This window comes from Micromonospora sp. BQ32 (genome assembly GCF_059358895.1).
This window is the reverse complement of record NZ_JCADBI010000029.1, coordinates 1-12,799: the sequence shown is the minus strand read 5'-3', so window position 1 is coordinate 12,799 and position 12,799 is coordinate 1. Positions and strand designations below refer to the sequence as shown.

Below are 12,799 nucleotides of genomic sequence, written 5' to 3'. Positions count from 1 at the left end.
AACGAGCGACCCTCACGATCCGCGGGACAGCACCTAGCGGTCGGCGGGGATCGCGGGGTGGGTGGTGGTGTCCGGTTCCCGTGGTGGGGGCGCGGGCTCGCCGGGCGGAGGGTCGGTGGGCGTCGGTGACGGCTCCGTGGCCTGTCCCGACTTGACGCTCGGGTGCCTGGCGCGCCACGCCGCCCAACCACGCTCCGCCAGACCGACCACCAGGAACGTCAGCCCGACGTACGCCCAGCCGACCAGCACGTCTATCACGTAGTGCTCACCCGAGTAGACCAGGGTGAAGGTCATCGCCAGCGGGTACGCGAGCAGCAGCGGCCACCAGCGACGACGGATGGCGGTCAGGAAGAACAGCACCACGAACAACGCCCACGCGGTGTGCAGCGACGGCATCGCGGCGACCGGGTTGGAGGCGATCTGGCCGGCGTTGAGGACGTTGCCGGCGCCGTGCATGCCGAACGCCTTCCAACCCCGGGTTGAGATCCGGGCGACCTCGGTGAGCAGGCCGTTCTGCGCCGCCCACCAGGGCGGGGCGGCCGGGTAGATGAAGTAGGTGACCAGGCCCGCCGCGCAGAGGAAACCCCAGCGCCGCATGTACGCGGCCCAACGGTGCCGGTCGCGCAACCAGAGCACCGCGGCGGCGGCCAGCGCCACCACGAAGTGGGAGAAGTACACCCAGCTCGCTGCGACATCCCACCAGTGCACCTGCGGGTGGTAGAGGTGCTGCTGCAACCAGACGGTGGGCACCTCCCCGCCAGTGGCCCAGCCGAACATGAACCGGTCGGCGACGATCAGCTCCATCGCGTGCGGCGTGGCACCGTTGTCGGCGAACCCGCGCGAGAGGTTGTACACCACGAACAGCAGCACCACCGGCACCCAGTCCCGGGCGAAGCGCAGGTGACTACGCCACGGCCGTTCGCTGTTCCAGGCGATGGTCGCGAGCCAGATCCAGACGAAGGCGTACGCCGGGTCGGTGGGCAGCCCGATGGCCAGCCACGCGGCCACGAAGGCGACCGCCCAGACGGTCATGGCAACGACGCGCCGACGACCCCCGTCCGGGGACGCGGGCGGGTCGGTCCGGGCGGGGGGCTGGGGGTCAGTCACGACGGCCATCGGGGTCAAGGTTAACGACGGGTACGGCATCGACCGACGGGGACCACCCGGTGGTCGTCGGGGTGGGTGGGCCCGGATCGCCAGGCGCGTGCTCAACGTGTCCGGCGAGCACCTAGGCTGACGACCATGCAGGAGCAGCCCGAGCCGGCCTTCGCGCCGGGTCTGACCGCCCAGGTCGAGTTGACCGTCACCGACGCGGACACCGCCCAGGCGGTCGGTTCCGGGGACGTACCGGTGCTGGGCACTCCTCGGGTGCTGGCGCTGGCCGAGGCGGCCACCGTCGCGGCGACGGCGACCAGGATGCCGCCCGGTTCGACGACCGTGGGCACCCGGGTCGAGCTGGAGCACCTGGCACCGACCGTGATCGGCCGAACGGTCCGCGCGCAGGCGCTGCTGGCGACCGTCGACGGTCGCCGGCTGTCGTTCGAGGTCACCGTCAGCGACGGCGACCAGACGGTGGCCCGGGGCCGGGTGGACCGGATCCTGGTCGACCGGGGACGCTTCGTCGAGCGCGCCGGGCGGGCGTCGTGAACGTCGGCTTCGTCGAGGTCGCCGACCGGGTGCACGTGCTGGCCGAGCCGCTGCTGCGGGTCAACGTCACCCTGGTCGTCGGCGACGACGAGGCGCTACTGGTGGACACGCTCTCGTCGGCCGCCCAGGCCACCGAGCTGGCCGCGGCCGTCCGCGCGATCACCGACCGTCCCCTGACGCTGGTCAACACCCACCACCACTACGACCACTGCTTCGGCAACGCCGTCCTGGCCGGCGACCCGCCCCGCCCGGTGTACGCGCACGAACGTGCCGCCACCGCCCTGCGCGACGAGCCGGAGCGGCTGCGCCGGGAGGCGTACGAGGAGTTGCGCAGTGAGCACCCGGCGCTCGCCGCCGAGCTGGCCGACACTGCGCTGCTCGCCCCGACGCACACCGTGCACGTCGAGACGGTCCTCGATCTGGGCGGCCGGCGGGTGCTGCTGCGCCACCCGGGGCGGGGGCACACCGAGGCCGACCTGGTGGTGCACGTGCCGGACGCCGACGTCCTGGTCGCCGGGGACCTGGTCGAGCAGAGCGGCCCGCCCGCCTTCGAGGACTCGTACCCCTTGCAGTGGCCGGACGCGGTCGCGGACCTGCTGCGGCTGACCACCGCGCGCACGGTGGTCATCCCGGGCCACGGCGACCCGGTGGGCGTCGACTTCGTCCGGACCCAGCACGCGGAGCTGGCGAAGCTGGCCTGGCTGATCCGGGCCGCGCACACCGGCAGCGCCCCGCCGGAGCGGGTGGCCGCCGAGGCCCCCTTCGGCGCCCGCCCCGCCCTGGTCGCCGCCCACCGCGGCTACCTCGAACTGACCGGCGCGGCCTGACCCACCACCCACCCCGCGCGGCTACACCTGGGTACGCCGCCACTGCTGGTGGGTGCCGGTGCCACAGGTCCACTGCGCGAGGCGGGCACCGTCGGCGGTGGCGGCGTTGACCACCTCGAGGCACTTGCCGCTGTGCCGGGCGACGAGCTGCACGTACCCCGAGCCGACGTCCTGTACCCGCCACTGCTGGTTGGTGCCGCCGTTGCAGCTCCACTGGATCACGCGGACCCCGTCGGCGGTCGCGGTCGCGCCGCCGTACACGTCGAGGCACTTGCCGCTGTGCACGCTGACCACCGTCTGGTAACCCCCACCCGCGTCCTGGAACCGCCACCGCTGGTTGGGCTGACCGTTCGCGGCCCACTGCACCAGCTCGGCGCCGTCGGTGGTCGCGTTGTTGTACACGTCCAGCAGCTTGCCGCTGTGCCGCGCGGTGAGGGTGTACGTGGTCGGCACCGGCACTGTGGTGTCCGGGGTCAGCCGGTACAGCCCGGCCCCGTGGGCCGGGAGCGACCGGGTGAGGGTGCCGGTCACCGTGCCGAGCGACGCGCCGGACCACAGGTCGGTCACGGCGGCCGACCCGATCCCGAGGTCGGCAAGGTTCACCGACACCTGCCCCGCGCTGCTGTCCCGGTTGAACAGGGCGACGTACCGATCGTCGCTGCCCGGCACGTCGGCGATCCACACCTGCCGGCTGCCACCGTAGAGCTGACGGTTGTTCGCGCTGTTCTGGTTGACCGCCAGGACCGCGGCGTTGGTCATCAACGCCAGCTCCGCGGCGCGGTTCTCGACCAGGTTGCCGCCCCACATCAGCGGCGCCCGGTTGATCGCCCAGAGTGACATCAGGGTGCGCTGCTCGTCGGAGGTCAGGTTCGAGTATCGCGGCGACCCGACCGGCCCGTACTTGGAGAGCCGGCCGATCGGAATCATGTCGGCGTCGGGCCAGGCACCGGTGGCGCGGTACGGGGTCCAGTTGCGCAGCTGGTCGAAGAGCGCGTCCACGGACGACCAGTTGTCCCACAGATCGTTGACGATCCGCCACATGTGCGCGTTGGCTTGGACGTGTGCGCCGCTGGCCAGTGAGGTCGGGCCGGGTGACAGGCTCAGCACCATCGGGCGGCCGCTGCGCTGGATGGCCAGTCGGTATCCCTCGACCTCCGACTGCCGGTACGTCGGGGCGGCGATGTCGTCCACCTTCACGTAGTCGACCCCCCAGGAAGCCAGCAGCTGGAACATCGAGTCCAGGTAGCTCTGCGCGCAGGGGTTGGACATGTTCAGGCCCCACATCAGGTTGAGCCAGGCCGCGGTGGTGGTGTTGTTGATCTGGTTGGCGCGGCAGGTGGTGCCGAGGATCGGGACGTTGTCGGCGACCGCCTGGCGGGGAACGCCGCGCATCAGGTGGACACCGAACTTCAGCCCTCGCGAGTGGACGTAGTCGGCCAGCGGCTTGAACCCGTTCTCACCGGCGGCGGAGGGGAACCGGGTGGTGTCCGGCAGCAGCCGCCCGTTGGCGTCCATCCGAAGCCGGGGTTGCAGGTTCGCGTCCTGGTTGGGGCTGTTGTTGTGCCGACCGGGGTAGTACCACGCCCAGTCGATCACCACGTACTCCCAGCCGAACTGCCGCAGGTTCGTGGCCATGTAGTCGGCGTTGGCCCGGACGTCGGCCTCGGTGACGCTCCAGTTGAACGAGTCGTAGCTGTTCCACCCCATCGGCGGGGTGTCGGCCACCCCGTTGTCCCACGCGACCGCCCGCTCCGGCGGGTTGGCGACGACCATCCCGGCAGCCACGAGAAGCATGACCAGCAGGGCCGCGACCCGGCGGAATGCCAGAGGTACCAGAACCACCCGCATCAGAACCTCCCCGAGGACGTCCACGTTTCCATCGCGCATCATCGATGTTAACGTTCACAAAACCCCGAGGTCAACCCGCTCCCCCAACCCCACCCCCTGCCCCCACCCTCGCCCCACCCTGCCGCGATCTTGCACTTTGTGCGGGGCCAAACATGAGCAAAGCGGACCAACCGTCAATCGAAAGTGCAAGATCGGCGCGGAAGGCGCGGAAGGCACGGAAGGCGCGGGGGTGGGGCAGGGGGGCAGGGGGGCGAGCGGGTGGGATCAGGGGTTGAAGCGGTTCTGCACGGCGGCGCGGGTGGGCATGGCGGTGGCACCGCCCGGGGACTCGCAGACCAGGCCGGCCACCCGCAGCGCGAAGGCGACCCGGTCGGTCCAGCCGGACGGGCTCTCCGGTTCGCCGTCGACGAGCAGGTCGGCGATGAGCGCGGCCATCACCGAGTCACCCGCGCCGGTCGCGTCGATCGCGTTGACCTTGGGGGCCGGCACCCGGACCGGGTCGGCGTCGGCGGCGGCCAGCACCGCACCCGCCGCGCCGAGCGTCACCACCACCGTGGCCGCCCCCAACTCACGCAGGTACGCCGCCACCCCCTCGACCGGCTCACCGGGATAGAGCAGCAGCGCGTCGGCGGCGCTCAGCTTGACCAGGTGCGCGCCGGCGGCGAACTCGGCCACCACCTCGCGCAGCCCTGCCAACGCGGCTGGCCCGTTCAGCAGCCGGGGACGAACGTTCGGGTCGAAGACCCGCAGGCCGGTGGCGAGCGACCAGGCACGTCGGGCGGCGGCCAGCGTGCCGGGTTGGAGCAGCACGATCGAGCCGCAGTAGAGCACGTCGGCGCCCTCCAGCAGCGCCAGATCCAGATCGTCCGGGCCGAGCAGTCCGTAGGAGGCCGGCTCGCCGTAGAACCGGAAGTCCGGCTCCGGCCCGGCGTACGTGACCACCGCGAGCGTGGTCGGCGCCGACACCGTGACCGCACCGGCCACCCCGACCTCGGCTGCGGTGAGGAAGGCGCGGATCCGGCCGCCCAACGCGTCGTCACCGAGCGAACCGACGAACTGCGCCGCACCGCCGAGTCGGGCCACCCCGACGGCCACGTTGAGCGGCCCGCCACCGATGGCCTGCCGATAGACCCGCTCCCCGTCGAGCTCGCTGTCGAGCAGGTCGACGAGCGCTTCGCCGAGCACCACCGCGTATCCCATGCCGATCCTCTCGTCGTCGCCACCGACCGCCGCTCGCCGAGCCGATCGCCGTGGCACCAGGCTGGCACAGCGCGCGGCCCGATGAGCGCCGAAGGCCAGGCACCGACCTGCGCGCGCTACCCCGGCTGGTGGATCGGCCCGTCGAGTACCGCGAGGGGGCGACCGGTGCCGCCCCACCGGGCCGCGACGATCTGCGCGGCCACACTCACCGCGGTCTCCTCCGAGGTACGACCACCGAGATCCAACCCGATCGGGGAAGCCAGCCGGGCAAGCTGCTCCGGGCTGAGCCCCGCCTCGCTCAGCAGCTTGTGTCGCTCGTCGTGGGTGCGCCGTGAGCCCATCGCGCCCACGTACGCCAGCCGGTGGCGCAACGCCAGCTCCAGCAACGGCACGTCGAACTTCGGGTCGTGGGTGAGCACGCACACCACCGTCCGCTCGTCGAGCCGATCGGCCGCCAACTCCGTCCGCAGGTAGCGGTGCGGCCACTGCACCACCACGTCGTCCGCCTCAGGGAAGCGCCGCGCGGTGGCGAAGACCGGCCGGGCGTCGCAGACGGTGACCCGGTAGCCGAGGAACGCGCCGATCCGGGCCACCGCGGCGGCGAAGTCGATCGCCCCGAAGACGATCATCCGAGGCGGGGTGGCGTACGCGGTCACGAAGAGGCTGAGGCCGCCGCCTCGACGCTGCCCGTGGTACCCGTACCGGAGCATCCCGCTGCGCCCGGCGGCGAGCAGCCCGAGGGCGTCGGCGCTGGCGGCGTCGTCGAGCCGGTCGTCGCCGAGCGAGCCGACGGACCGCTGGCCGGTCAGCACCAGCCGCCGGCCAAGCCGCCGAGCCGGGTCGGCTCCCGGGTCGCCGTGGACGTGGGCGGGTGGGTCGTGGGCGTCGGCCGGTGGGTCGTTGGCGTCGGCGGGTGGGTGGTGGGCGTCGGCGGCCACGCAGGTGACGATTGCCGCCGGGTGGCCGCTGCGGCGGGCGGCGGCGACCGCGTCCAGCGCCGGCAGGGCGCCCACGTCGACGCGCTCCACGAACACGTCGAGGACGCCGCCGCAGGTCAGGCCCACGGTGTACGCGTCGTCGTCGCTGATCCCGTAGCGGCACAGCTCGGGTCGGCCGGTGTCGAGCACCCGGCGGGCCCGTTCGTAGAGATCCGCCTCGACGCAGCCGCCGGAGACGCTGCCGACGACCGTGCCGTCGGTCGTGACCACCATGGCGGCGCCGGGTGGCTGCGGGGCGGAGTGCCAGGTGGCCACGACGGTGGCCAGCGCGACCGGCTCGCCGTCGCGGCACCGGCGGTGCACCTCGTCGAACACGTCCGGCACCGACGGCCGCCTCTCCGTTCCCGCTCCCCGTACGCAGGATATGGCGTCCAACGGCCACCGGCGGGTCTTCTCATGCATCGAGGAACGACTATTGCGCTCCCCCCGCGTGGCGTGGTGGGATGACGCGTACCGGGCGGTGCGAGGGCTGCGGCGCCGCCGGTTGCCGGGTTGGTTAGACGCGAGGGCACCGGTCCAGGACAGGACCGTCGACGGCGCACGTCCACGGCTGTTTTCCGCCGGGGCACGTCGCCGTGATCGTCGCACCGCTCACGACAGCGGGGCGATCAGGCCACATCCCACCCGATTGCGGCGAGGCGGCTCGAGCAGCACGCCTCGCGAGTCAGGAGAACCCGTGAATCGTTCCCGTACGGCCGCGTTGCTCACCGCGGCCGTGACCCTCGCGCTCGGCGCTGTCGCCGTGGCGTCCAATCCGCAGCCGGCGGCCGCGCACGGCGCGGCGATGACGCCGGGCAGCCGCACCTTCCTGTGCTGGCAGGACGGCCGCAGCCAGACCGGTGAGATCAGGCCGAACAACCCCGCGTGCTCCGCCGCCGTGGCGCAGAGCGGGGCGAACTCGCTCTACAACTGGTTCAGTGTGCTGCGCTCCGACGCTGGTGGCCGGACCACCGGCTTCATCCCGGACGGGCAACTGTGCAGCGGCGGCAACACCGGTTTCCGCGGCTACGACCTGCCGCGCACCGACTGGCCGCTGACCCACCTGACCGCCGGGGCGCGGTTGGACTTCAAGTACAGCAACTGGGCGCACCACCCGGGCACGTTCTACTTCTACGTGACCAAGAACAGCTGGAGCCCGACCCGGGCGCTGGCCTGGAGTGACCTGGAGGAGCCGTTCCTCACGGTGACCAACCCGCCGCAGCGCGGGGCGGTCGGCAGCAACGACGGGCACTACTACTTCAGCGGCAACCTGCCGTCGGGCAAGAGTGGCCGGCACATCATCTACTCCCGCTGGGTCCGCTCGGACTCGCAGGAGAACTTCTTCGGCTGCTCCGACGTGACCTTCGACGGCGGCAACGGCCAGGTCACCGGCGTGGGCCCGGGCGGCACGCCGACCGACCCGCCGCCCACCGACCCGCCGCCGACCGACCCGCCGCCGACCACCCCGCCGCCGACCGGCGGTGACTGCATGGCCGCCTACAAGGTGAGCAGCACCTGGCAGGGCGGCTTCCAGGGCGAGGTCACGATCATGAATCACGGCAGTACGCCGTTCGCCGGTTGGACCGCGAGCTGGACCTGGCCCAACGGACAGTCGATCAGTCAGATCTGGGGTGCCACACAGACGTCGTCCGGCTCAACGGTGACGGCGACAAACGTCGCCTACAACGGCACGGTCGCACCGGAGGGCACCGCCACGTTCGGCTTCCTGGCCAGTTCGTCAGGAACGAACGGGCTCCCCACAGTCACCTGCGCCCGCCGCTGACCACCACCTGAAATGATCAAGAGGTTTGCGTCATCGGAACCGTCCCGGATGACGCAAACCTCTTGATCGACAGAGTGGGGCAGGGTCAGCGAACCATGGAGCCGACGACCGGCTTCGTGAGCAGCGCGGACTGGTTGCGCTGGATGCCCGGGTCGAGCGTCTTGGCCACGAAGATCGCGTGCCAGATGCAGAAGATCAACACCGTCCACACCTTGCGGGAGTGGTCGGCCTCCTCCCGCTTGTGCTCGTCGAGCAGCCGCAGCGCGTACGACAGGTCGAGCAGATCGCCCGCACCCGAGGTGCTGAGCACGTGCCGGGCCCACTCGTACATCTCGCCCCGCAGCCAGACCCGGGTGGGCGTCGGGAAGCCCAGCTTCTTGCGGTTGACGATGGCCGGCGGCACGACACCCTGCAACGCCTGACGCATCGCGTACTTGGTGGCGTCGGAGCGCGGCGGCAGCTTCAGGTCGACCGGGATCTTCGCCGCGACGTCGAAGACCTCCCGGTCGAGGAACGGCACCCGCACCTCCAGCGAGTGCGACATCGAGATCCGGTCGGCCTTGACCAGGATGTCGCCGCGCAGCCAGGTGTAGAGGTCGACGTACTGCATCTTGGTGACGTCGTCCAGCTCGGTGCACTCGGCGTAGATCGGGGCGGTGACATCCGTGTAGCGCACCGAGGGGTCGTAGCGGCGCATCAGGTGCTGCTTCTCCTCCTCGGTGAACATCCGGGCGTTGCCGTAGTAACGCTCCTCGATGGGGGTGGTGCCGCGCTCCAGGAAGCTCTTGCCCTTGACCCCCTGCGGAATCGCCTTGGAGACCGCGCGCAGCCCCTTCTGCACGCCGCCGGGCAGGCCGTTGACGGTGCCCAGCGAGAGCGGCTCCCGGTAGATCGTGTAGCCGCCGAAGAACTCGTCCGCGCCCTCACCGGAGAGCACCACCGTGACGTGCTCGGCGGCCTTCTTGGCCACGAAGTAGAGCGGCACCAGCGCCGGGTCGGCCACCGGGTCGTCCAGGTGCCAGACGATCTTCGGCAGCGCGTCGATCATGTCCTGCGGACCGATCTTGGTGGGGATCGTGGTGACGTCGAGGTGCCGCGCCGAATCCTGGGCGACGTCGATCTCCGAGTAACCCGGCACGTCGTAGCCGACGGTGAACGTGAGGATGTTCGGGTTGAACTCCCGCGCCAGCGCGACCACCGCGGTGGAGTCGATGCCGCTGGACAGGAACGAGCCGACCGGCACGTCGGAGCGCATGTGCATGCGCACGCTCTCCCGCAGCGTCTCGCGGATCTCGTGGTAGAGCTTCTGCTCGTCGTCGACCGGCGCCGGCCGGAACACCGGCCGGTACCACCGGCGTACGTCGATCCGCCCGCCCGGCGTCCAGTTCAGGTACTCCCCGGAGCCGATCCGGCTGATGCCCTTGTGCAGGGTGCCGGGCTCAGGGACGTACTGCAGGGTCAGGTAGTGGCTCAGGTTGGCCGTGTCGACGCCCGCGTCGCCCTGGTAGTTGCTGTGCGCGAACGGCAGCAGCGCCTTCTTCTCCGAGGCCAGGTAGAGACCGTCGGCGGTCTCCAGGTAGTGCATCGGCTTGATGCCGAAGTAGTCGCGGGCACCGAACGCCCGGCGCTCCTGCCGGTCCCAGATGACGAAGGCGAACATGCCCCGCAGCCGGGTGAGCACCTGCTCACCCCAGAAGTGGTAGCCCGCGACGATCACCTCGCCGTCACCGGCGGTGGCGAACTGGGCACCGAAGTTTCTGATCAACTCCTCGCGCAGCTCGATGTAGTTGTAGATCTCGCCGTTGAAGGTCAGCAGGTAACGGCCGTTCGCGTAGGGCAGTGGCTCGTGGCTCGACGCGACGTCGATGATGGCCAGCCGCTTGTGGGCGAACACGCCGTCCGCGTACCGGCCGGAGGCGTCGCCGACCACCTCGACCCCGGTCTCGTCGGGGCCGCGGTGGTGCAGGCATTCCAACGCTCCGGCGATGTGGTCGCGATGCGCGGCGGCGTTGCCGTTCGCGCTGAAGAAGGCCAGAAGTCCGCACATGGTGGCCATCTTTCCACGCGCGCTGTCGGCCCTTGCAGCCGTCCGTCGATCCACCCGACTCCCGGGGGCCGTTACCGCCAACCGGACGCGCGGTACCGTCGGGACCAGCAACGAAGCGGAGGGAGCGGCGCAATGACCGAGGGACAGACCGACGGTACGCCGACGGACGGTACGGAATCGCACGATCCGGACTACCCGGAGGCGTTCCTGTCCTTCATGCGGCAGGGTTGGCGCGACACGGCGCTCCCCGTGACGCCCCGCCCCGAGACGCCCAACTACGCCAAGCGGCGGGCGGCCCTCTCGGCGGCCTTCCCCGGCGAGACGCTGGTGATCCCCACCGGCACCGAGAAGGTCCGGGCCAACGACACCGACTACTCGTTCCGGCCGGGCAGCGACTTCGCCTACCTGACCGGCGACCACGACGCCGACAGCGTGCTGGTGCTGCGCCCGAACGGCTCGGGGCACGACGCGATGCTGTACATGCGGCCCCGGTCCTCCCGGGAGACCGACGAGTTCTTCCGCAGCCGCAACGGCGAGCTGTGGGTGGGCCGGCGGCACACCCTCGGCGAGAAGTCGACCGAGCTGGGCCTGCCCACCGCCGACCTGACCGGCCTGGAGGCGACGCTCGCCGACCTGGCGCCGGGGCGTACCCGGGTGTTGCGCGGTTTCGACGCCCAGGTGGACGCGGCCGTCCGCCCCTATGACGGGCCCCGCGCCGAGGACCAGCCGGCCCGGGACCGGGAACTGGCGATCGCCATCTCGGAGATGAAGCTGGTCAAGGACGAGTGGGAGATCGGCCAGCTCCAGGACGCGATCGACGCCACCGTACGCGGCTTCGAGGACGTGGCCCGGATCCTGCCGGCCGACCGGGCGGTCTCCGAGCGGCTGCTGGAGGGCGTCTTCGCGCTGCGGGCCCGCCACGACGGCAACGACGTCGGGTACAGCTCGATCGTCGGTGCCGGCGAGCACGCCACGATCCTGCACTGGGTGCACAACCACGGCGCCACCCGACCGGGTGACCTGCTGCTGATGGACATGGGTGTCGAGGGCCACAACCTCTACACCGCCGACGTGACCCGGGTCCTGCCGGTGAGCGGCCGGTTCACCGCGCTACAGCGCCAGGTCTACGACATCGTGTACGCCTCGCAGCAGGCCGGCATCGAGGCCATCCGCCCCGGGGTGAAGTTCAAGGACGTCCACCTGACCTGCATGCGGGTGCTCGCCGAAGGGCTGGCCGAGCTGGGTCTGCTGCCGGTGAGCGTGGACGAGGCGATGGACGAGAAGTCGACCATCTACCGGCGGTGGACGCTGCACGGCTTCGGCCACATGCTCGGCATCGACGTGCACGACTGCTCCAACGCCCGCAAGGAGACGTACCGCGACGGCGCGCTGGGCGAGGGCTACGTGCTCACCGTCGAGCCCGGCCTGTACTTCCAGCCGGAGGACGAGCTGGTCCCGGCCGAGCTGCGCGGTGTGGGCATTCGGATCGAGGACGACGTGCTGGTCACCGCGACCGGCGCGGTGAACCTGTCGGCCGGGCTGCCGCGCACGGCCGACGAGGTGGAGACGTGGCTGGGTGAGCAGCGCGAGGCTGGTCCGCGCCTGCCCGGCTGACCCCGTACGCCCCGAAGGGCCCTTCCCGTTCACGGGATGGGCCCTTCGTCGTCTGCGGGGGATGGCGTTTGTGCTGTTCAACCCCTTCCTGTCGGCCCCGGTAGGTTGCGGAGCACCTGACTACACCTGAGCGGAATGCGCGGTTTCTTCGGATAAGCCCGCATCACGAGGATCGTTCTCATATGGTCAGCTTCAAAGGCTGCAACCAATTTGTAGCTGGTCGCGGCGCCTCGTGCGGTGCGGCCCCGTCTGGTAGCAGGAAAGGGCGGAAGGCTCTGATGTCCAACAACCAAACGACTCCCGACGATTGGACCACCGCGGCCCCACCGGGTACAGGGCGGCGCAAACTCTGGGTGGCTGCCGGCGTGGCCGGACTGACCGGCGTGGTCGGCCTGGCGGCACTGGGCGGCCTGGCCGCTCGTGATGACAAGCCCGGTGGCCGCGATAGAACCTCGGGCGCTCAATCGTCCGCGAAGCAGCCCATCAGCGACGCCGGCCAGGCTGACGACGAAAAGTCCCACGTCGGTGCCGGCAAGCAGGGCGGCCAGGGCCCCGACGTGGGCGATTGGAACAACGATTGGGACAACCAGGCCGGGGATGACAAGGGCCGGGGTGAGCGCGGTAAGGACGACAAGGGTCGGAGTGAGGACCGGGACCAGGTCAGGGAGGTGGACTGTGACGAGGAGGATCTGGTCGAGGCCATCGATCTGCTCAACCGTGGTCACGGGGGCACCCTGAAGCTTGCCAAGGACTGCACCTACGAGCTGGACGAGTTCGACGACGACAAGAAGGACGACAAGAAGGACGACAAGAAGGACAACGGCAAGAAGCACGACGACAAGAAGTCCCGCACGGG

The 12,799-nt window shown here is 70.8% G+C and carries 9 protein-coding genes and 1 pseudogene; 5 read left to right on the top strand and 5 right to left on the bottom strand.

The window, feature by feature from the left end:
• Positions 1 to 33: 33 nt before the first annotated feature.
• Entirely contained in the window at positions 34 to 1,116 is a 1,083-nt protein-coding gene (locus AC5L30_RS31835; protein ID WP_494871877.1) for a phosphatase PAP2 family protein, read from the bottom strand.
• Positions 1,117 to 1,242: 126 nt separating this feature from the next.
• On the opposite strand from AC5L30_RS31835, the gene AC5L30_RS31830 reads away from it, so the two are divergent.
• Together AC5L30_RS31830 and AC5L30_RS31825 are read left to right on the top strand one after the other, a co-directional pair.
• Positions 1,243 to 1,647 carry a thioesterase family protein gene (locus tag AC5L30_RS31830; protein ID WP_494871876.1) on the top strand — a complete coding sequence of 135 codons (405 nt, stop codon included), beginning with the start codon at positions 1,243 to 1,245 and terminating at the stop codon, positions 1,645 to 1,647.
• Positions 1,644 to 2,474 carry an MBL fold metallo-hydrolase gene (locus tag AC5L30_RS31825; protein ID WP_494871874.1) on the top strand — a complete coding sequence of 277 codons (831 nt, stop codon included), beginning with the start codon at positions 1,644 to 1,646 and terminating at the stop codon, positions 2,472 to 2,474. The genes AC5L30_RS31830 and AC5L30_RS31825 overlap by 4 nt, the downstream gene beginning before the upstream one ends.
• 21 nt (positions 2,475 to 2,495) lie before the next feature.
• Here the strand turns inward: AC5L30_RS31825 and AC5L30_RS31820 are convergent, their stop codons facing one another.
• The 3 genes from AC5L30_RS31820 to AC5L30_RS31810 all read right to left on the bottom strand — a co-directional run bounded on the left by AC5L30_RS31820 (position 2,496) and on the right by AC5L30_RS31810 (position 6,844).
• Positions 2,496 to 4,322: an alpha-galactosidase gene (locus AC5L30_RS31820; RefSeq protein ID WP_494871873.1), complete on the bottom strand. Its 1,827-nt coding sequence runs from the start codon at positions 4,320 to 4,322 to the stop codon at positions 2,496 to 2,498.
• A 264-nt stretch (positions 4,323 to 4,586) separates the two neighbouring features.
• Entirely contained in the window at positions 4,587 to 5,522 is a 936-nt protein-coding gene (locus tag AC5L30_RS31815) for a PfkB family carbohydrate kinase (RefSeq protein WP_494871871.1), read from the bottom strand.
• Between the two features lie 116 nt (positions 5,523 to 5,638).
• On the bottom strand, positions 5,639 to 6,844 hold the full coding sequence (locus AC5L30_RS31810; RefSeq protein WP_494871869.1) for an XdhC family protein: 1,206 nt from the start codon (positions 6,842 to 6,844) through the stop codon (positions 5,639 to 5,641).
• Between the two features lie 352 nt (positions 6,845 to 7,196).
• Here AC5L30_RS31810 and AC5L30_RS31805 point away from each other — a divergent pair, with 352 nt between their 5' ends.
• Positions 7,197 to 8,282 (top strand): lytic polysaccharide monooxygenase auxiliary activity family 9 protein, encoded by a 1,086-nt coding sequence (locus AC5L30_RS31805; protein WP_494871868.1) that lies wholly within the window; start codon positions 7,197 to 7,199, stop codon positions 8,280 to 8,282.
• 85 nt (positions 8,283 to 8,367) lie between these two features.
• Here the strand turns inward: AC5L30_RS31805 and asnB are convergent, their stop codons facing one another.
• The gene (asnB, locus tag AC5L30_RS31800; protein WP_091405235.1) at positions 8,368 to 10,329 is read right to left on the bottom strand and encodes an asparagine synthase (glutamine-hydrolyzing); all 1,962 of its coding nucleotides are present in this window, start codon (positions 10,327 to 10,329) and stop codon (positions 8,368 to 8,370) included.
• Positions 10,330 to 10,461: 132 nt separating this feature from the next.
• Between asnB and AC5L30_RS31795 the strand changes: the two genes are divergently transcribed.
• On the top strand, positions 10,462 to 11,943 hold the full coding sequence (locus AC5L30_RS31795; RefSeq protein WP_494871867.1) for an aminopeptidase P family protein: 1,482 nt from the start codon (positions 10,462 to 10,464) through the stop codon (positions 11,941 to 11,943).
• Between the two features lie 365 nt (positions 11,944 to 12,308).
• Positions 12,309 to 12,799, top strand: a pseudogene (locus AC5L30_RS31790) (hypothetical protein); the annotation flags it as partial.